Source organism: Lederbergia graminis (assembly GCF_042655485.1).
GTDB lineage: Bacteria > Bacillota > Bacilli > Bacillales > Bacillaceae_C > Lederbergia > Lederbergia graminis.
In genome coordinates this window covers 46,360-67,162 of sequence record NZ_JBHSMC010000016.1, presented here as the reverse complement: position 1 = coordinate 67,162, position 20,803 = coordinate 46,360, and the positions used below count along the sequence as shown (strand labels likewise).

The window sequence follows — 20,803 nt, the reverse complement described above, 5'->3', positions numbered from 1 at the left end:
TGGTATTTAGAGAAATTGGCAAAGTTAAAGTGGTGTTACATATCTTTGCTTTTGTATAAAGTATACCCACTCATTGTATCCAATCTCCTTTAACTTATTGCGAACTAAATCAAATTCATCACATAAGCGCTCCGGCACATGAGAATCTGAGCCAAATGTTACGGGTACTTTATAAAATAACGCTCTTTCTAATATATCGTCAGAAGGATACCAACCACCACAGTCCTTTGTCTTTCCTGATGTATTAATCTCAATTGCAACATCTTCGTGACCAATAATTTCTAGTGTTTTTTCAATGATATCTGTTTCAATATGAGAAAAATCCGGATAAAAACCTTTCATTGCATCAATATGACCAAGAATTTGAAATAGATTACTTTTAGCAGATTTTTGGATTAGGTGGTAATATTCATCTTTTACTTCCACTCTTTGTTTTGCAGTTAAACCGTCCCAGCGACCTTTTTGGAAAATATTAACACCTTTTACATAATGAACAGATCCAATAATGTAATCTAATGGATATTGAGCATATGTGTCACGATAAAGCTCCATATGTTCAGGGAAAAAATCGCTTTCGACACCGAGTAATACATGAATTTTATCTTTATATTTTTCTTTTAATGCCATTACTTCGCTTACATAATGGGGAAACTCACTCTTACTCATAGCAATTGTAGGGTATAATTGGTCCTCATCACTATAAAAATAGGGGGAGTGATCTGAAATTCCGATATAATTCATCCCATAGTCAATTGCTTGTTTAATGTAATCCTCGATAGAGCCAATTGCATGACCACAACGATAATGATGGGTATGTAAGTCAAACTTTATCATAGGTATCGCAACCTTTCGTATACTGTTACTACCCATTATACAGTAAGAAAACTTAAAATATGGTTCATGTTTTGTAAAGATCTTATAACTATACTTTACAATGTATTCGACAATTACCTTATAAAATTGTCGATATTTCCCGGGAAAGATAAATAAACGTATGTATGTGTTAATTATTAAAAATAGTACGATAGATGGACGTTTAGCTATAGATTCTAATCGTATAAATGAGTATGATAGAAATAATGTAAGTAAAGTTCGTATTAGTTGGAGTGTGTCATGGATAATGAAGGAAATTACTGTTGAGCATTTAGTTAAAACCTTTCAATTGGAAGTGTTAGCTGGAGAAAATCAATTACACCGAAAAATTAAGCAGTCAGAATCGTATCGGCCTGGCTTGGAGTTTATCGGTTACTTTGAGTTTTTTCCTAAGCAATATGTTCAAATATTGGGTCGGAAAGAGATTACTTATTTGCATAATTTAACGAAAGATGAACGTAAGCTCAGGATCGGTAATATCGTTAAATATCGCCCACCATGCTTTATTGTTACTACTGGACAGGAAGGTCTAACATATTTATTAAAATATTGCTCCGAAGAAGGAATCCCATTATTAAGAACAGAAGAGCGTACGAAGGAATTTCTCCCTAAATTAGATGGATTTTTAACAAAGATGCTTGCACCTGAAATTGCTATTCATGGTGTGTGTGTTAATGTGTTTGGTATGGGGATATTATTGCGCGGAAAATCAGGAATTGGAAAAAGTGAAACTGCACATACACTGATTGGTAGAGGACATCGCTTGATTGCCGATGATATTGTTGTCTTAAAAAAATTAAGTCCACAAACCATACTAGGTACACATAACGAAACGAATAAAGAGTTCCTTGCCATGCGTAGTATTGGCTTGTTAAATGTAGTTCGTGTATATGGGCGGAAAGCTTTCCAAGATGAAACAAGAATAGCTCTAGATATAGAATTAACGAAATGGGATAAAAATTCTTTGAATAATGAATTAGAGTTAGAAGAAAAATTTGTCGATTATATGGGAGTTCAGGTTCCTCACATACAATTGCAACTACAACCTGGTAGGGATGTTGTTGGTTTAATAGAAGCGGCAGCAAATAATTGGTATTTGAGTCAACAGGGATATAGTGCAGCAGAGGAGTTTTTAAAACGGATTCAAAATGAAGCAAATGAGTAAAAGTAGAATATAGAACGGAAGGGGAGGGCAATTAAGTGCTCTCTTTTTTTGTTCCAAATAGATGTAAACATAAATGTATACGTGTAAACAATAAACGTAAACATGTATACAAAGAGTAAACGTCGCGTGTACAAAACTGTTTACATGTATACAATTCCGTAAACATATTGATTTATAAGTATGTTTACGGAATTGTACTAGTTGTAAACGAATTTGTATACAATAGTTGGTTTGTTTACAAAATGTTTACAGAATTACATTTTTATTTTATTTTTAGAGAATGATTGAAGAATCTACCATTTCTCGGTAGTCTTATAGTAGAAGGCTTGTACAAATCACGATACATTATATTAAATGAAAAGGAATGGTGTATGAATGTCCAAAACAAGAGTTGCTGCCGTAGACGTTGGTAATGATTCAATTAAGGCGCTGTTTGGAGAATTAGATTATGAGATTAATATCCCTAACATTATTGCGAGAGATACAGAAGATCGACCAGTAATAGGCATTGAAGAATTAGATAATAAGAACCCACTAGATGGTATTCATATAAAAGTACATTCACCTGCTTTAAAGGAAAATAATGCAATTTATCGAGTAGGTACACTAGCAACAAAAAGTATTAATGCAACTGAACTTGATCCTGGAAGCAGTAAATCGGAAGAAGACCAAACACTCGTCATGCTATTTGCTACATTAGCACTTGATGCAGTTCGAGAAGAAAACAATAATGTTTTCCCGCAAGCGAAAAACGTAATTGATGCTACTTATATTTTAGGAACAGGATTGCCTTTACGTGAAGTGAAAGAAGGGAAAGATGCAGGTTACCGCTCTAAATTAGTTGGGTCGGTGCATCAAGTTGAGTTCTTAGTAACACCGAAGTATCAAGGGAAGAAAGTAAATATTAAATTTGATGAAGTGAAAGTATATCCAGAAGGATTTGCAGCTTATATTAATCTAGTGATGGATAATAACTTAAAGGTTATTAATAAAGATTTGATAGACAAGCGCATCATTATACAAGATATTGGTGGCCTTTCCACTGATATCGCTGTAATTAAAAACCGCAATGTTGATGATGATAAGGCGCAAGGTTTCAATCTTGGTGTATCAGAATCACTAGAATCGATTCGCGAAGAAATAAGAAGTAAGCATGGAGTGGAATTGGACAGCCGTCGTGATGTCGTAGAAATAATAACGAAGAAAAACGATCGAAATCATATTATGGTTAAAGGTAGCAGAACGAGTGTCCATGATATTACCGATCGTATATTGTTAGACCTAGCAAAGAAACAATATCGACTTCTCCGTAATGTTTGGCAAAAAAACTCCCAAACGGAAATCTGTTATTTTGTTGGGGGCGGAGCAAATGTTTTAAAAGAATATATCAAAACATTAAATAATAATTTAGATGGTTATAACATTGATTTCTTTGAAGATGAAAAAGAAAGTATTTGGATGATGGCGAATGCGTACTATAAGTTAATTATGGATTTTGCTAAAAAATCAGAGCAGAAAAAGGCTCCAGTAAAAGAACCAGTTAAGAACTAGGTGATAGAGAATGGATAAAAAAGCAGGTACGATCAAACGCGGACAAGCTATATCTTTTCGTGTGCCATCCGATACACCTGACCATTTATTGAAGCATTTACAAACATTGAAGGAAACGGAACGAAGAAACTTCTCTAGTAAAATAGCGGAATTTGTTCTACAAGGAGTAGGAAGCTCCTATACACGGGAACGAGAAACAATTACTATTCCATTACCACATAGATTAAGTAAGTCGCAGCGCGATTGGTTGAAACATGAACATTCCGAGGCATTATTAGGAAGTATTATTTATCAACTTTTGAAAGATCCTGTGCGCTCTACTGCCTTATTGGCTTCGTTAAATAGTAATTCACTTGATATTAATGATGCATTATACTTACAAGAGGATAAGGTGGAAGATCCAGTGGAGCAGATAGTAGAAGAAAAGGTCCTTTCTTCTGAAAAAGAGCTAGCTGCAACGATGGATTGGCAAGAGGAAGAGGATGATTTAAGTAATTTCACATGGGAAAGATCGGAAGAAGATGTAGATGCAGATGAACAACATGTAGAAAAGGAAGAAAGTTTGGATGATTTATTAGGAGACTTTCTTGCGAGAATGAATGATTAATGTCGAAGCGAAGTACATATTTTTGTACTTCGCTTTTTATGCATTTTGTTTTTTCCAGTAAATACCTTATAGTAGGAGTAATTACTTATAAGGATGTGAAATAAGAAATGCGCCCAGCTAAAAGTAGTAAGTATATCTTACTTCTGTTTATAGTAGTATGCTCTGTTTGTATACCGATTTCTACAGAATATAATGATGCGGTAATCGAAGCTGTAAATCGTAATAGGGATCACATCATGTACACGTTACATCCAATCAAAATACAGGAAAATAGTCATATACATAGAAAAGTTGCTGGAATTACCGAGTACAATAAAAGTACTTTGCAGGAGAAGTTAGCTGTTGTACTTCAAGATAAGAGGTTGGATGGGGCGCTTATTTCTTTGAGTATAAGAGAAGCGAATACAGGCAATATATTGTACTCACATAATGAGAATATTCGACTTCATCCTGCTTCTAACATGAAAATATTGACAGCAGTTTCAGCTTTTGAAAATCTTGGTCCTGAATATCGTTTTAGAACAGAAGTGTTAATGACTGGGAAAATAAAAAAGAAGGCTCTAGAAGGAGATATTATTTTAAAAGGCCAAGGTGATCCAACCTTAATGCAAGGGGATTTTGAACGATTTGCAATCGAATTAAAGGAGAAAGGGATACACGAAGTATCTGGTAATATCATTGCCGATGATACATGGTATGATGATATCCGTTTGTCACAGGATATCAACTGGTCAGATGAATCTGTTCATTATGGAGCACAAGTGTCTGCTTTAACACTTTCTCCAGACATGGATTACGATTCCGGAACTGTCATAGTAGAACTTCGACCTGGGAAATCAGTTGGGGATAAAGCGGAAGTGAAAGTTTATCCAGATACTCATTATGTCACCATTATCAATAATACGAAAACAGTAGCAGCAGATGCTTCAGGAAAAATTGAATTCGAGAGAGAACATGGTACAAACACGATTGTCTTCAACGGAACCATTCCGTTAAAAAATAAAACCAGTAAAAATTGGGTTGCAGTGTGGGAACCAACGAATTATACTGCCCATGTTTTTAGAGAGACGTTAGAGGAAAATGGCATATCATTTTCTGGGAAATCAAAAATTATTTTAAGTAAAACCCCTAAGAATGCAAAATTACTTGCTACGAAAGAGTCGATTCCATTAAAAGAACTTATTATTCCTTTTATGAAAATGAGTAATAATGGTCATGGTGAGACGCTGACAAAAGAGTTAGGAATGGTCATCCATGGTGAAGGTAGCTGGGAAAAAGGGTTACAAGTAATAGAGGATACAATGACTAGCTATGGGATAGATAATGCAACTATACTTCTACGTGATGGATCCGGAATGTCCCACAAAAACTTAATTCCTGCCAGTGAAATTTCAAATCTACTTTTTGCAATACAAAGTGAAGATTGGTTTCACTTGTTTGAAGAATCTTTACCAATTGCAGGGGAACCTGGGAAACTGGTAGGAGGAACACTAAGGTATCGTATGACAGCGGCACCTGTGAAAGGAAATGTGAGGGCGAAAACTGGATCATTAACAGGAGTGTCAACACTTTCTGGTTATGTTAATACTCGAAGTGGTGAGAAGTTGATTTTTTCTATCATGATTAATAACTTTCTTAGTGAGACGATGAAGAATATAGAAGATGAGATAGTACAATTACTGGTTAATTATAAGGAATAAAATCTATCATAAAAAGGAATGCCGATGACATTTTACTTTCGTAAATTGCCACCGGCATTTTTCATTTTAGAGGTGAGTTTTGTCCCAGCCTATTCATATGTATATAAATATTCACACAAAGAGCCGGGCAGTTGAAATAGAAATAGAATATTTGCGAAATATCCAATTCCGCCAAACTATTTTAATGCACTTTAAAAAATACTGGATTTACTTGTATTAACCCTTATAGTCCCAGACTTTATCATTAAATTCTTCAATGTTTTCTAGATAATTCTTATATCTATCGATTATATTATCCTGTTGATCGGACGGTTCGTCAGCTGGATTCTTGGACGGTTTGTGATTAGAATCAACACTTTTATCAACATCAATTTTTTTAGATTGTTGCTCAGTATGATTCTTTTCTGCCATTTCTTCGTTAAATTCTTCTACCTCTTTTTGATACTTTTTAACGGTTTTTTCTGTATTTTCTATATTCCTTTCTACATTTTTAAACTCGGCTCTGGCCAGGTACGTCACGTGATTCGAAGCGTATTTGTCAAGATTCACTAGCATTCTACCGGCGCTATCACTCTTGCTAACTGCCATGGCATTTCCATAACTAGCGGTTTGATTCATGACTTTCTCGATTTGTCCAAAACTTGCATCCATGAGACTTTGTTGAAACGCTCCATAGGCCAACACTGACTGATAAGGGTCCATCGTCCATATCGCGGCATAATCATTAGCAAGTTTTTCGGCTATTTCTTCATCTTGATAAATTCCATAAAAAATCGGTTTGAATTCAATCGCCACCAACTTTTGAGAAAATGCCTCGGCAGTATTAGTTGGAAGATCGAAAAATTTCCCTGCAGAAGCTTTTATATCGGCGGAATCTTTCATCTCTTTGGTGACGTTTTTGATGCCATCACCCCATGAATATAACCATTGCAAATCATAGATAGTTTGTATATTAGGATTATCTGTATTAGTTTTCCTTTTCTTTAATGCCGAGTCTTTAATACTATTAATAAGTTGAGCAAGTTCATCTACGACTTCTTTTTGATTTTCATCTAACGTATCATATCCTGCTTTTATATTTATTACCTTACTTTCGATTAAAGGAATGTTGTATTCAAATTGGGATTTATACTCTCTGATTAATTCGGCATTTTCAGAATGGAGCGCATTGCCACTAACCGCTACCTGACGTACTAAATGAATATTCGTGGACGCTCCCGTTGATGCTGTAAAGCCTATATGGTAACCCACTTCTTCTAATTTTTCATTGTGATTTATAATTAATTCTCCATCCAGATATACCTTTACACTGAATAGATCAACATGAACTTCCACATTGTGTTCCTGATTATCATCAACTTTGTTTGTATCATAGGATACGATATGTTCTTTTGTCGTATTTTTAATTAACGCAACATGTTTTTCGCTTGGGTCGTGAGAATTATAATAGCTATCAAATTCAATGGCATACCCGTTAATTCCATCAAACCCAAGACCCTCCCCATGAGCTGTAGAGGAAGAATATCGATCTGCTAAAAAAAGAAATGTAAGGCCGTCCGCCCCGGTGCCTTCTCCGGCTCTATAGGTAAAATGAACCTTAAAAGGGGGTTTGATCTCAATTTCGGACCATACGCGGCCCCATTTCCATGGGAGTTTAGGAGTTAGAACCACACCGTCTAAGTTCCCAGTAGAAGAATTAATATGACTGCCTACATCCCCTTCAGGAGTCCAAGCCAAATTATTGACCTTTACTTCAGTAGCTTTCTGGCTTATTTGGCCACCAAGTAAGCCTCCTATACCTACATAACCAAAGGTTTGGCTGGGACTAGACAAGAATAAACATAGTGCGAGTAATATCACTGATATCTTTTTCATATAAGTACCTCCATCTTGTAAAAACCGCTCACGATGCAGTTGTTAAATTTCCAAGGTATTCCACGGATTGAACTTCCGTTTCGTAAATCTTCCATTTTCCATTGTCCAGTAATAGAGTTTGGATCAGGGTCGAGTTATTGTCTTGATAATCAGAATCTCCATTACTCGAAACGCTCTTTTGTTGTACGAGGACTTCCGCCTTAGTTCCATCTTCTGAGATGAAAATCATTTCAATGTCCCTATTAAGTGTGTGCTTTAAGTCAAAGGATAAAAATACAGACTCAAATTCCTTTTTAAGGTTATCGACGTCCTTATCAATTAAGTGGATGGTACTTAAATAACCTTCGATGTTTTCTTGATTAGCATACTCTAAATTTGTGGTGATGACTTCACGGATATCTTTTTCAATTTGTATTGGATCCACTTTTTCAAATTCCTCATCATCTATTGGATCTTGAATGTTTTTCTCATGTTCATTTGAATCTTGAATATTTTCCTCTTGTTTATTTGTCTGAGAGTTTTTGGTAGTCTCTGAACAACCAGAAATTAAAAATACCCCCAAAATTAGGATAAGTAGCAATTTCTTAGACACCGTTTGGCCTCCTTAATGATGAATATAAATGCATTTTGTTGTGTTTTATAAAGTGTTGTTTAGCATTACAAAAATTTTATATTAATAGCTTAATGAATAGAAAAAACCAAACTACTAAGAAATTCACAATAGAATTTCAATGGATAGTTTGGATTTTTCTCTGTCCGAATAATTTTTGTCCGAGGATCTTGTTTCTTGAACAGCTAATTAAGCTGCTTCTTCTTCGGTATTTTCTGTATTATCCTCTTGGGTTTCTTCATCTTTTGTTTCATTTACCCATGTGGACTCGTATGTTTTTGGCTCTTCAACAGTATATTCTTTCACGTTGGAGTCATCGAAGCCCCAAGTAAATCCAACAGAGTTTACTAGCCATTTACTTGCACTTTCATCATATACAAGTGTGATGTAATTTCTAGAGATATCTTCGCTTAATTCTGGTACTTCGTCATAAGAAACATAGTAATAAGCATCATTAACCTTTGTTTGAGCATACAAATCAGCTTCCCATCTACCATCTTCATAATAAACATCAAATGAATCCAGATCAAAGGTTGTACTTACATACTGAATTTTTGTTGCTCTTCCATAATCTTTTTCACTAGTTGCATCTTCGATGATTTTATCTTTCATTTCTTGTGTAGCAGTTGTTAACTTACTTTCATCAATAGCTGTGTATGCAATTGCATATTCTTCATTATATTGATGAACAGTTTCCATAAGTGTTGTTTTTAAACCTTCGTTCATTAATTCTACATTCATGTAGTCGTCATCAATCGCTACTTCTTCTGTTTTTACTGTTCCCCACGGTAATTCAGCTTCTACATACATTGTCATGGAGCCGTCAGTTAAAATAGGACCAAAAGTAGAGTTTTCATTTAAATTGATACCAACATCTTTTCCGTTAATAAATAATTTTGTGGAAGTAATATTCTCTACATCTGGAAGATTTACTGTAATCTCTTCTGCATCAAGATAAATGCTTGAGAATACTTTTCCATCGTCACTTTCCATAAAAATCTTCTCTTCATTTGATAAATCAATGAAGTCCGTTTTTAGAGTTCCTTTAACTGTGTGATAGCCAGGTACAAATGGTCCAAATGTACCTTCGAAATATGGCTCATCTGCTTTACCAACTTCGTTATTATCTACATATATAACAGTATCTTTGTAATTTGTTTCAACCGTAAGATAAACAGATTCGATTTTTAATTCGTATTTATCATAGAATAAAAATTTTCCGTCGTGTGCTAATCTAACTAGTCCATAACCACGATAATCTTTTTTATCCTCTTTTAAGTTATCAATAGTTTTAGATTGACTTTTCAAATTAGTAATGACGTTTTTAATCTGATCAGGATTTTCGTCAAAATACTCCATTAAACCTGCAATGGACTTTTCGTCAATTTTTAACTTTTTATCATCTGAAGATAAATAACCAGCAACTGCTTTCGCATCTTTGTCATGTAGTGCATCTTCAAACTTGGTGATTAGTCGATCTTTCGACATCATCGATTCTACTATTTTATGAACCCCAAATAATACGATAATTGCAGCTGCGATAGAAATGAGCAATATTTTCGTTTGCTTCGACATCGGCTTCTTTGGAGCTGCAGGTGTTGCTTGTTGGGTGCGTTGAGTAGGTTGTGCTGCCGGCGTACTCTTGGCTTCCCCAACAGGCGTACCGCACTCATTACAAAAGACTGCATCCGCTGCTAGTTCCTTCCCACATTCTTGACAAAACTTCATGAAAAACAAACCCCCTAGAATTTTTATAATAAATAAAAAATAATTAATACCTATATCATTATAAAGAAAAGAAAACTATTTTACTATATTTTTGTTAGGTAATAAGTAATGGTAATCAATTTTTTAACAATGTGAGCATAATAGATTAAGAGAAGAGTCAGAAAATAATAGCTTGTCCAACTAACGAAAGAAGAGACCCAGCGTACAAAAAGGGGCTGTGAGCATTGAAAAGCGATGCATCAACGTACAAAAGGAAAGCCTAAGTAGCTAATAAGGACGCATGAGCTAACATTAAAAGGTCATTCTGACAAAAGAGAGTCGATGTACAGATGTACATATGTAATGGCAAATTAAAGAAAGAGATGGAAATCCACCTCTTTCATACTCATGTAGGTATTTTTAACACTTGCCCGACATAAATTGTGTTTGTTGTTAATTGATTAGCGGCTTTTAAGCTATCCACGGATATATTATTTGCGAGTGCAATACGGTATAGCGTGTCCCCAGGTGCAACGGTATAGGTAACAGCTGTTTCTGTTACAGGATTCTCCACTTTAGGTGGCTCTTCAGGGTTTGCGGATACTACAATTGCTGCATCCCGTTGAGCAAACCAGGTTGGATAGGAACTCCAGATTTCTCGATTTTCTTGGCCGATGCTCCAGTGTCCTATGCCATGTATCCCATATTTATGGAGGAGGTCCACTTTCGCTTTGTAGGATTGCTCATTTTCAAACCAAACGGTATAGGTACCAGCGGGTAAAGCCTTTCCTAAAATGTACATCTTAGGATCCGTTGCTTTAATGGTAATTGTTGCTTTCGCACTTTGGCTACGCTCGTCAAAGGTGACGGTGTTCTCGTATTTTTGTAACATCTCGTTAATTTGAGAGTTTGAAATACCATAGCCGCCAGTTGAACTACCTTCTAACCAATAGCGTCCATAATGCGCTAAGCCAATTACGACTTTATCACGTGGCACTCCTTGGGATAATGCATATTGTATGGACCTTTCCACCCAAGGAAGACTTGCGACTGGGCCAGGATCGGAGCCTTGGTAGCTTTCATCATATGTCATCATCATTAAGTAATCTGCATACTTCGCAAGCTGATTATAATCATAAGCCCCATGCCAGCCAACCTGCCAATTATTCGGATTAGCTGCAACAGCAACAGAAACTTCTTTGGAAGAGGGAAGTAGTTCCCTTAAAATACGGATAAAATCAGTAAAAGCTTCGCGATCGGCATCGGTGATATTTTCTAAATCGACATTTACACCATCAAGATCATACCTTGCAATCGCATCGGCTATTTGCCTTGCTGCCTGTTCGCGGTTTGCTAACATTGCACGTCCTACTTCTCGGTCCCAGTGATTACTTAAAAATGGGACAACTCGAATTCCTTGATTATGCATATTTTCCACAAACGTAGGGTCTACCATATATGTTAATTTAAGAGTACCATCCGGATTAACGTCAAAATAACTTGGCGAAACAGTGTTAAAAGAATTACCTGTATTTAATACTTGATTCGTAAAGTTATTTACACTACCAAAGTACATATACCCTAAGCTAACATTCGTACTGGCATTCACAGGTAATTGTAATGTTTGTCCAACACTTATCGTATCTGACGTTAAATTATTCGCGCTTTTAATAGCTGTAACCGTCGTATGATATTTTTTGGCAATACCTGATAACGTATCACCTGCAATCACCGTATACACTGAATCATTTTCTTCGACTATGATAGGTGCTTCTTCTTCCACTATTTCTTCCTCTAGAGGAGGATTATTTACATCCTCGTTTCCAACAGGTGGCAATGGTTCCTCTGTAACTGGATTACTAATCTCCTCATTGAAATTTGGAGTTTCTTGTTCCTCTGGATTAGGAGTAAGTATGTCTTCGTTACTAATTGGTGCTTCCGGTTCTGTTACAGGCTCCTCTTGTTCTGGCTGAACATTGTTTATGGAAGGAATGATTAATTGTTGGCCAATGAAAATGGCATCTGACGTTAAATTATTCGCCGTTTTGAGATCTTGAATGGTTGTCTTGAATTTGTTTGCAATAATATATAACGAATCACCAGCCACAACCGTATATGTTTCAGGAGTAGCTTGTTGCTGCTCGGTTGGGATAGTAACTTCCGGTTCAGGAGTTGGTACTTGTTCTACTACAGGTTCCTGTAATACTAACTTTTGACCAACGAAAATCGTATTCGAAGTTAAATTATTCAATGCTTTTATTTCTTCCACGGTTGTATTAAACTTCTTCGCTATAACAGATAACGAATCACCAGCAACTACAATGTAGGATGTTGGTCTTTGTTCCTCTACATTTGGTGGCATCACCTCTGGTTCAGGTGGTGGTGCTGGTGTAACTGGCTGTTGCTGTACGATTAACTTTTGTCCAACGAAAATGGTATCAGATTTTAGATTGTTTAACGTTTTAATGGTATCTACTGTCGTATTAAATTTCTTCGCAATAACAGAAAGAGAATCTCCTGGAATTACAATATACGATGTTGAAGCTTCTTCTACAGGCTTTGTGACTTCAGGTTCTACAATAGGCGCAGGTGTCGGTGCTGGTTTTGGTACCGGCGTCGGGGTTGGTACTTGTACTTGTTCTTTTCCAACGATCAATTTTTGACCGACAAAAATAGTGTTAGATGATAGATTACTTAGTTCTTTAATTTGTGCCGCACTAGTATTAAACTTCTTGGCAATACCATATAACGTATCTCCACGGACAACCGTATACACAATATCCTTTTGCTCTATTGTAGACGGTGTAGTTACTTCCGGTTGTGGCTGTGGAGTCACTGGTGTCTCGTTATTGGTAGTTTCAGTTGTTGTACTAACAGGAATTTTTAATTGTTGACCAATTTTTAACAAATTTGATTTTAAGTTATTTAATGTTTTAATCTCCGTTACAGATGTACCAAATTTATCAGCAATTCGATATAAAGTATCTCCTCTTTCCACCTTATATGTAAGAAAAGGAAGTTCTATTTCCTGACCAACATAAATAGTGTTAGAAGTTAAGTCGTTGATTTCCTTTAACGATTCAACACTAATATTATATTGCTTAGCAATTTTTGAAAGACTATCGCCACTTTTTACTGTGTAGACAGCCTGTGGTTGGTCTGGCTGGGTAGGGCTACTAGCCATAGCAGAGCCACTTGTACCTAAATATAAAGATGTTAATAAAATGGTACCTGCCATGACATTAATAGTTGTAACTTTTACATGTGGAAAGCGCTGCTTAGCAAAATTTAATATTCTTTGTTTAAACTTTTCTTCTGATTTTGGAGTAATTTCTCCAAACTCATTAGAAAATTCTTCAGATCCTGGATCGACATAAACAATAAGAGTATATTCATCTCCAATTTGTTGGAGTTCGTAACGTTGAATTGCAGTCATGATTTCCACCTCTGAACAATCGTTTTAACGTTTATTGTTCCAATAACAAGATATATCATACAAAAAGAGCAGGGGAACCGTACCCCTGCTCTTTTTGTATATTATTCAATTGAAAATGTACCTTCTGAAATCAATTCAGAATCATTTTTATACATCCGCAATATATAGTTTCCAGGTTCAAATGTACCGTCGTATTCAATGAGGTGAAATTCGGACACTAGTGAATCCCAAGTAGGATCAACGCTATCTTCCCAATCATCGTATAATACTTCACCGCCATTACCATCTTCTTGTAAAAGTGTATATTGAATATTCCGTACACCAAATGGTTCATCTAAGTATGTTTCTAACAGAATGTCCTCATCTTGTGAGAAGGTACTTTTTTCATTTGTGATTCCCTCTTCAAATGTACCAGTCCCAAAAATAATTTTGTCTGTACTACTAGAAGTAATACTGTCACAAGCTCCTAAAATAAGTAAGATAAAAACGGATAAAACGACTAAATAAACCTTTTTCATGATGCTTCCCCCAGTTTTCTTTATATGTAAAACACCAGGACCATTATACTACATAATTTCTTCAAGTTTCTGAAAAAAGCATCTGCTAACTTTTCTTATACACGATTTAAGCAGGTTATAAGGGGTAATATGTAGAATAATCATATAAAGTGTAATCTTATCGTTATTTAAAAATGCAATGCTTAGGAAAAATAAATCATATACAGTATAATAAAAACAAAGATTTTGTTAGTATCGGCAAATTAAAAGGACGGTAGCTTATGACTGAGGAAAATATAACGAGAATTCATTTAGAAGATAAAGAAATTATATTGATTGGAACTGCACATGTATCAAGACATAGCGCAGAACAGGTGAAGGAAGTAATTGAGCGGGAGCAACCGGACTCTGTTTGTATTGAATTAGATGAACAAAGATATCAATCGATTATGGATGAAAACAAATGGAAAGACATGGATATTTTTAAAGTTATTAAAGAGAAGAAGGCTACCTTGCTTTTAATGAATCTTGCAATTTCATCCTTTCAAAAAAGAATGGCAAAGCAATTTGAAATTAAAGCAGGTCAAGAAATGATTCAAGGAATTGAATCGGCAAAGGAAACAGGGGCAAACTTAGTACTTGCCGATAGAAATATACAAGTTACTTTTTCACGTATTTGGAGCAATATCGGGTTATGGGGGAAAGCTCAACTGCTTCTATCCGTCTTTTACAGTATTTTCAACAATGAAAGTATTTCAGAAGAAGAACTGGAGAAAATGAAATCACAAGATACTCTTAATGCTGTACTAAATGACTTTACAGAGAATTTCCCGAGATTAAAAGAACCTCTAATAGATGAACGTGATCAGTACTTAGCACAAAAGATTAAAGATGCACCAGGGAAGAAGATTGTAGCAGTTCTTGGAGCGGCACATGTACCCGGTATTACGAAAGAGATACATAAGGAACACGATTTAAAAAGGCTTACCGAATTACCACCAAAATCAAAAGCCCCGAAAGTATTGGCATGGATCATACCGCTATTAATTGTTGGGTTAATTGCCTATACATTTATTGCTAATCCTGCTGCTGGTATTCAGCAAACGATTAGCTTAGTAGTGTGGACAGGCACCTTTTCAGCTTTAGGAGCGGCAATTGCATTTGGCCACCCGTTAACGATTCTTACTGCATTTGTTGCTGCGCCTATTGGGGCGATACATCCATTAATTGCAGCAGGTTGGTTTTCAGGGTTTGTACAGGCTTATATACGGAGACCGAGTGTAGCCGATTTTGAAAACCTTTCTGAGGATGTTTTTAGTTTAAAAGGGTTTTGGAATAATAAAGTTACAAGAATTTTACTAATTATTGTTTTATCTAATCTTGGAACTACTTTAGGAATTTTTATCGGTGGTGCCGATGTAGTTCGTTTATTTTTCGAAAATTTATAATGAATATTAGTAAGTGAGAGAAAATAGGAATCCAGCATTATACCTGTTTTCTGTTTGAAGGTATGAATAAGGAGGATCCTGCAAGTGATCATTGCGATCATCGTTTTATTATTTGTCTCTTTTTTCTTTTCAGGTAGTGAAACAGCATTAACTGCTACGAATAAAATGAGACTACAAACGAAAGCGAACAATAATGATAAGAAGGCAGAGAAATTATTAGCCTTAGTATCAAAACCGAGCGAATTTATTACTGCAATATTAATAGGGAATAATATAGCGAACATTGCTTTACCTACACTTGTTACAATGGTTGCAATTGATTATGGCATTAATGTTGCACTAGCATCAGCTATTCTGACGGTAACAATCATCGTATTCTCAGAAGTATTGCCCAAATCGATAGCAGCTACATTTCCAGATAAGATAGCATTTATTGTATTTCCAGTTATTCGGGGGATTGTTTTAATCTTTAAACCGATAACACTCATGCTTAATGCTTTTACTAACATTGTCATTAATTTACTAGCAAAAAAGGATAAGGAAGAAAAAGTCTCTATCTCTAAAGAGGATTTAAGGGCAATGGTTGATATTGCTGGTACCGAGGGGATTTTCAAACAGGAAGAGTCCCATCGAATTAAGGGTGTTCTCGATTTTTACAATTTAAATGTAAAAGATGTATTGAAAACCCCGCGTGTAGATATTGTTGCACTTCCGAAAACAGCTACTTTTGAAGAAGTGAGAGATATTGCGATCCAAAATCCGTTCACGAGATATCCTGTCTATGATGAGGATATTGATCATATTATTGGTGTTTTTCACTCTAAGTACTTGTTAACATGGTCAATTGAACCGGAGAAGTCACTAAAGGCATATAGTGATATGGATCCTCTCGTCATTTATGAATTTCATTCCATTGAATGGGTGTTTCGTAAAATGACGCAAGAGAAAAAACATATTGCAATTGTGTTAGACGAGTATGGTGGAACAGAAGGTATTCTAACCCATGAAGATATTATAGAGGCTATGATTGGACTTGAAATTGAAGATGAAATGGATATAGAAGATGAATTATTAGTGGAAAAGATATCAGAAACGGAAATAATTTGTAACGGAAAAATCCCGTTACATCAACTTAATACTCTGTTTGAAGTTGATATTCCAGAAGACGAAGATGTTCTATCGAGTTATTTATTACAAGAGTTTAAATACTTCCCAGAAGAAGGAGAAGTATTAGAAAAAGAAAACCTGTCGTTTAAAATATTAAGTATTGATGGTAGAACAATAAAACAAGTCCAAGTAGTAAAGTAGATTAGTGGAGCAGGCTATTAACAGATTGTTAATAGTCTTTTTCTATTTGTTCATACTTTGTTAATAATTGCCTCCTATAATAATAAAGGAAGACACATTCGATAGCGCGTCGCTATCATCCCCCCTTTTTCTTTCAAATAGATGCTGACACCGTTCGTAATATTCGAACGGTGTCAGTCGTATAAAGGGCGGGATAGGGGTGGCCTTACATTGGGGAAAATATTTACTTGTCGCCGATAGGCAGGGGCCTTCCACTTTTCTAATTGAAACGTTTGAAGTTTGAAAATTGACTAATATTCAAATTTAATATATTGTTGAAATAGACAAATAAATATTTCTCTTAAAGGAGAGTAGTTTATGAGAAAAGGTAAGGTTTCTTTGTCAGAGTTAATCAAGATCAACAAAGAAGATCTTCTGAAGGATAAGGAACAACTAGAGAAAATCGATAAACGAGTAGAAGAGAAAATATATGAATCACAAAGAAGTGAGTCTTAAGTGAACATAGGGCGCCATCCAATGGTGTCCTATTTTTTTGTTTAAAAAATAATATAAAATCTTAGCCGAACATTTACAGAATCTTTACATTGCATCTTCATAATAGTTCTTATGACCTGATAAAAAAGGGGGATAAGAATGATGAGTTTTTTTCGGAATTTCATAGAAAAATCAGAGACAAAAATAGAAAACTCCACTTTTTTACAACGATTTTCATTAAGTACGAGATTATTGATTTTAGTTCTTAGTATTCTAATAATCTCATCAGGAACAATCGGGCTTGTTAGTTATAACCAAGCAAAGGAAATGTTAATTGAAACGAATGAAAATAGAATTGAGAGAGAAATCAGGGTAACAAAGGAAAGGGCAGAATATTTGAAGCTCTCTTACATAAATAATATAGAGCAATTTAATAAACAGTTCGAATATGGAATCCGTGCACAATCTGTAGAAATGATACAGGATGGTTTAAATGCAGATTTTTTCCATATCAATGAAGATGGAGATATGGAGCCATTTACGGTCAGTAGATCTTCAAAAGTGAGTTTGAATAATGATGTAATAGCAAAAATTTTAGAACAAAAGCAAGGAAAGATGTATCAAGAGGTAAATGGGGTAGAATATGTACTAGCATTTCAATTCTTGCAGGAAATTAGAAGTGTCGTTGTAATTGCTATTCCTACTGCAGATTATTTACAAGGAATAGAAGGATTACGAGGATTTATTCTTATTATCTTAGCGACTAGTATCATAATATCCTTTTTAGTAATACTATTTGCTATCAAGAAGCTTACAAAACCGTTAGCATCACTAAGTGCAAGTATGCGAAAGGTGCGCGAAGGCGATTTAAGTCTGAAGGTACCTTTAAAATCGACAATGCCAGAAATTATTTCATTGACGAAAAGCTTTAATCAAATGATGGATTATATGAAAAACTTAATTGTTGAAGTACAATCTACAACAACTCAATTATCAAGTACTAGTACCATGTTAAGTGAATCTTCTAATATTGTAAGAGATAACACAAACCAACTCTTCCATGTAATTAATATCGTAAATGAAGGGGCGGAGCAAACTGCTTCTAGTTCGGACCATAGCATGAATCAATTTCAAGTGATCAAGAATAATATCAATCAAGTTGCTAATCAGATTAACGTGTTAGATGAGAGTGCTGAGCATATGAATGAACAAGCACAGACTGGTAAGGCTCATCTTGATGACATGATGGATTCCATGCATGAACTACGTAACGAATTCATGAACATTAACTCTATTATTGTAGAAATGAAAGACCAATCTCGTGAGATAGAAGGAGTCGTGAAGTTAATCCAAAATATTTCCGAGCAGACAAAATTACTAGCGCTAAATGCTACGATTGAAGCGGCACGTGCCGGAGAAGCAGGGAAAGGTTTTGCTGTTGTCGCAGCTGAAGTGAAAAAATTAGCAGATCAAACATCAAGTGCAACAGAGGAAATAAAGGTTCCTATCACTCGAATGACAATGATTAGTGAGAAAATTTCGGAAGAAGCAAACCAAATGTCAGCAAAAATGAACTCGCATATTGATGTCACTAGCAACTCTAATGATGCTTTTCAATTTCTATTAGTAAAGATTATGGATACAATTCAAAAATTACAAGATATGAAACTAGAATTAAAGGAATTAATGCAATTAGTTCCTGAAATGGAGCAACTAGCTGAAAATTTCACTAGTATTTCCCAAGAAACTTTGGCAAGTACTGAGGAAATAGCCGCCTTATCTGAAAATCAATTGCTATTAGTAAAGCAAAATCAGGAAATTTCGAATAACTTACATGTTATTTCAGATGATCTTCAGGAATTATCAAGTAAATTCCGCATATAATGACTGTGAAGAGGGTAATTTACGAACGTTCGTTAAAAAATAAATAATATTATTCGTATTTTTGGTTGACTGGTATAGGTCTTTTATGCTATAAATGAATCATAGATTAATAACTAAATAAGTTCATTGAATGTATATGCTTGAGAATATGGCTTGAGCGTTTCTACCGGGTAACCGTAAAATACCTGACTACATTTCATGAGCGTTTGCGAATGACAATTGTTTGTGCATTTTTATTATTCCTATTACCGTCATTTTCTCTCGTTTTTGAATGTAGATCAGAACCTGGATAGAGCGCTATCCAGGTTTTTTTGCATCACATTTGATTCATTAGGAGGAAAAAAGGGATGAAAGAGTATTTTAAATTTAAGGAGTTAGGCACAAGTTATCGCCAAGAGTCAGTTGCTGGTTTAACTACATTCCTAGCGATGGCATATATCTTGTTTGTTAACCCTTCATTATTAAGCGCCGCGGGAATGAATCAAGAAGCTGTCTTTGTTGCAACAGGTTTAGCGGCAGCTATTGGTACCCTAATTATGGGACTTTGGGCAAAATATCCGGTTGCTCTAGCACCTGGTATGGGAATTAACGCTTTCTTTGCCTTCACAGTAGTTATTGGCTATGGTGTACCTTGGCAAACAGCATTAGCTGGTACATTTGTTTCAGGTTTAATATTCTTTATTCTTACATTAACAAAAATCCGTGAAACAATTATTAATGCGATTCCGGAGCAATTAAAGCTTGCGGTTGCAGCAGGTATTGGGCTATTTATTGCGTTTCTTGGTTTACAAAGTGCTGGAATCGTAGCTGATAATCCAGACACACTAGTGCAACTTGGGAATTTAAGAGATCCTGAAACATTACTAGCTATCTTTGGATTAGTAGTTACAGCGTTCTTTATGATTAAAGGCTTCAAAGGCGGTATTTTCTACGGAATGGTTGTTACAGCAATCGTAGGAATTATCTTTAAGCAAGTTCCACTACCTGATGGTATTGTGCAAGGAATTCCAAGTCTGGAGCCTACTTTTGGACAGTTTGCAGGACATTTAGATGAACTTTTCACAAAAGATATGCTCATTGTTATCTTCACGCTTTTATTTATTGACTTTTTTGATACAGCAGGAACTTTAGTTGCAGTAACGAAAAAAGCAGGACTATTAAAAGATGGAAAGCTTCCAAGAATCGGAAGAGCACTGTCTGCAGATTCTGTAGCAACAATGGTCGGAGCAACGTTAGGTACTTCAACGACAACATCATATGTGGAATCAACTGCAGGTGTTTCTGCAGGAGGTAAAACAGGATTTACTTCTGTCGTTACAGCAGGACTTTTCGTTTTAGCATTATTCTTCTCACCTTTACTAGTTGTAGTCACATCTGCAGTAACTGCACCAGCATTAATTATTGTAGGCGTATTGATGGCTTCGTCTCTAGCAGAAATTAAATGGAACGAATTTGAGTATGCAATACCAGCATTTATGACAGTTATTATGATGCCTCTTGGATATAGCATTTCCGCAGGTATCGCGCTTGGCTTCATCTTCTATCCATTATTCATGGTGTTTAAAGGGAAGTTCAAAGAAGTTCATCCAATCATGTATATTCTGTTCTTCGTCTTTGTTTGGTACTTAGGCTGGGGACATTAATCTAACTCATTCTGTGGGAATGCAC

At 35.5% G+C, this 20,803-nt stretch carries 15 protein-coding genes and 1 riboswitch; of the genes, 9 read left to right on the top strand and 6 right to left on the bottom strand.

Annotated features, from left to right (window positions below; genetic code table 11):
- Positions 1–24: 24 nt before the first annotated feature.
- Positions 25–831, bottom strand: coding sequence for a histidinol-phosphatase (locus tag ACFPM4_RS13185; protein WP_382352828.1), 807 nt, complete (start codon positions 829–831; stop codon positions 25–27).
- A 289-nt stretch (positions 832–1,120) separates the two neighbouring features.
- Between ACFPM4_RS13185 and hprK the strand changes: the two genes are divergently transcribed.
- From hprK to dacB, 4 genes are all read left to right on the top strand, one after another.
- The gene (gene hprK / locus ACFPM4_RS13180) at positions 1,121–2,038 is read left to right on the top strand and encodes an HPr(Ser) kinase/phosphatase (protein WP_382352825.1); all 918 of its coding nucleotides are present in this window, start codon (positions 1,121–1,123) and stop codon (positions 2,036–2,038) included.
- Between the two features lie 375 nt (positions 2,039–2,413).
- Positions 2,414–3,589 (top strand): Alp7A family actin-like protein, encoded by a 1,176-nt coding sequence (locus ACFPM4_RS13175; protein ID WP_144926467.1) that lies wholly within the window; start codon positions 2,414–2,416, stop codon positions 3,587–3,589.
- Positions 3,590–3,599: 10 nt separating this feature from the next.
- Positions 3,600–4,196 carry a hypothetical protein gene (locus tag ACFPM4_RS13170; RefSeq protein ID WP_144926464.1) on the top strand — a complete coding sequence of 199 codons (597 nt, stop codon included), beginning with the start codon at positions 3,600–3,602 and terminating at the stop codon, positions 4,194–4,196.
- Between the two features lie 107 nt (positions 4,197–4,303).
- Positions 4,304–5,896 carry a D-alanyl-D-alanine carboxypeptidase/D-alanyl-D-alanine endopeptidase gene (dacB, locus tag ACFPM4_RS13165; protein ID WP_382352504.1) on the top strand — a complete coding sequence of 531 codons (1,593 nt, stop codon included), beginning with the start codon at positions 4,304–4,306 and terminating at the stop codon, positions 5,894–5,896.
- 216 nt (positions 5,897–6,112) lie between these two features.
- Here dacB and ACFPM4_RS13160 read toward each other — a convergent pair whose 3' ends face one another.
- The 5 genes from ACFPM4_RS13160 to ACFPM4_RS13140 form a co-directional block, all read right to left on the bottom strand.
- Positions 6,113–7,771, bottom strand: a complete 1,659-nt coding sequence (locus tag ACFPM4_RS13160; protein ID WP_382352501.1) for an L-type lectin-domain containing protein — start codon at positions 7,769–7,771, stop codon at positions 6,113–6,115.
- Between the two features lie 28 nt (positions 7,772–7,799).
- The gene (locus ACFPM4_RS13155) at positions 7,800–8,363 is read right to left on the bottom strand and encodes a hypothetical protein (protein WP_382352498.1); all 564 of its coding nucleotides are present in this window, start codon (positions 8,361–8,363) and stop codon (positions 7,800–7,802) included.
- A gap of 207 nt (positions 8,364–8,570) precedes the next feature.
- Positions 8,571–10,109, bottom strand: coding sequence for a zinc ribbon domain-containing protein (locus tag ACFPM4_RS13150; protein WP_382352495.1), 1,539 nt, complete (start codon positions 10,107–10,109; stop codon positions 8,571–8,573).
- Positions 10,110–10,494: 385 nt separating this feature from the next.
- A complete protein-coding gene (locus tag ACFPM4_RS13145) occupies positions 10,495–13,524 on the bottom strand; it encodes a LysM peptidoglycan-binding domain-containing protein (RefSeq protein ID WP_382352492.1) in 3,030 nt (1,009 codons plus the stop codon).
- 101 nt (positions 13,525–13,625) lie between these two features.
- Complete coding sequence (locus ACFPM4_RS13140; RefSeq protein ID WP_144926453.1) at positions 13,626–14,042, bottom strand: hypothetical protein; 417 nt, start codon at positions 14,040–14,042, stop codon at positions 13,626–13,628.
- Positions 14,043–14,302: 260 nt separating this feature from the next.
- On the opposite strand from ACFPM4_RS13140, the gene ACFPM4_RS13135 reads away from it, so the two are divergent.
- From ACFPM4_RS13135 to ACFPM4_RS13115, 5 genes are all read left to right on the top strand, one after another.
- Positions 14,303–15,469: a TraB/GumN family protein gene (locus ACFPM4_RS13135; RefSeq protein WP_144926450.1), complete on the top strand. Its 1,167-nt coding sequence runs from the start codon at positions 14,303–14,305 to the stop codon at positions 15,467–15,469.
- Between the two features lie 84 nt (positions 15,470–15,553).
- A complete protein-coding gene (locus ACFPM4_RS13130; RefSeq protein ID WP_144926447.1) occupies positions 15,554–16,777 on the top strand; it encodes a hemolysin family protein in 1,224 nt (407 codons plus the stop codon).
- Between the two features lie 357 nt (positions 16,778–17,134).
- Positions 17,135–17,272, top strand: coding sequence for an FbpB family small basic protein (locus ACFPM4_RS13125; protein ID WP_144926445.1), 138 nt, complete (start codon positions 17,135–17,137; stop codon positions 17,270–17,272).
- 141 nt (positions 17,273–17,413) lie between these two features.
- Entirely contained in the window at positions 17,414–19,135 is a 1,722-nt protein-coding gene (locus tag ACFPM4_RS13120) for a methyl-accepting chemotaxis protein (RefSeq protein WP_382352485.1), read from the top strand.
- A 110-nt stretch (positions 19,136–19,245) separates the two neighbouring features.
- Positions 19,246–19,347, top strand: a riboswitch (purine riboswitch).
- A 135-nt stretch (positions 19,348–19,482) separates the two neighbouring features.
- Positions 19,483–20,778: an NCS2 family permease gene (locus ACFPM4_RS13115; protein WP_382352482.1), complete on the top strand. Its 1,296-nt coding sequence runs from the start codon at positions 19,483–19,485 to the stop codon at positions 20,776–20,778.
- The last annotated feature ends 25 nt before the right edge of the window (positions 20,779–20,803 follow it).

What these genes read in the sequence shown, in the direction of transcription:
- hprK (WP_382352825.1), top strand. Translation starts at nt 1,121, where the DNA reads ATGAAGGAAATTACTGTTGAGCATTTAGTTAAAACCTTTCAATTGGAA.
- ACFPM4_RS13175 (WP_144926467.1), top strand. Translation starts at nt 2,414, where the DNA reads ATGTCCAAAACAAGAGTTGCTGCCGTAGACGTTGGTAATGATTCAATT.
- ACFPM4_RS13170 (WP_144926464.1), top strand. Translation starts at nt 3,600, where the DNA reads ATGGATAAAAAAGCAGGTACGATCAAACGCGGACAAGCTATATCTTTT.
- dacB (WP_382352504.1), top strand. Translation starts at nt 4,304, where the DNA reads ATGCGCCCAGCTAAAAGTAGTAAGTATATCTTACTTCTGTTTATAGTA.
- ACFPM4_RS13160 (WP_382352501.1), bottom strand. Translation starts at nt 7,771, where the DNA reads ATGAAAAAGATATCAGTGATATTACTCGCACTATGTTTATTCTTGTCT.
- ACFPM4_RS13150 (WP_382352495.1), bottom strand. Translation starts at nt 10,109, where the DNA reads ATGAAGTTTTGTCAAGAATGTGGGAAGGAACTAGCAGCGGATGCAGTC.
- ACFPM4_RS13145 (WP_382352492.1), bottom strand. Translation starts at nt 13,524, where the DNA reads ATGACTGCAATTCAACGTTACGAACTCCAACAAATTGGAGATGAATAT.
- ACFPM4_RS13140 (WP_144926453.1), bottom strand. Translation starts at nt 14,042, where the DNA reads ATGAAAAAGGTTTATTTAGTCGTTTTATCCGTTTTTATCTTACTTATT.
- ACFPM4_RS13135 (WP_144926450.1), top strand. Translation starts at nt 14,303, where the DNA reads ATGACTGAGGAAAATATAACGAGAATTCATTTAGAAGATAAAGAAATT.
- ACFPM4_RS13125 (WP_144926445.1), top strand. Translation starts at nt 17,135, where the DNA reads ATGAGAAAAGGTAAGGTTTCTTTGTCAGAGTTAATCAAGATCAACAAA.
- ACFPM4_RS13120 (WP_382352485.1), top strand. Translation starts at nt 17,414, where the DNA reads ATGAGTTTTTTTCGGAATTTCATAGAAAAATCAGAGACAAAAATAGAA.
- ACFPM4_RS13115 (WP_382352482.1), top strand. Translation starts at nt 19,483, where the DNA reads ATGAAAGAGTATTTTAAATTTAAGGAGTTAGGCACAAGTTATCGCCAA.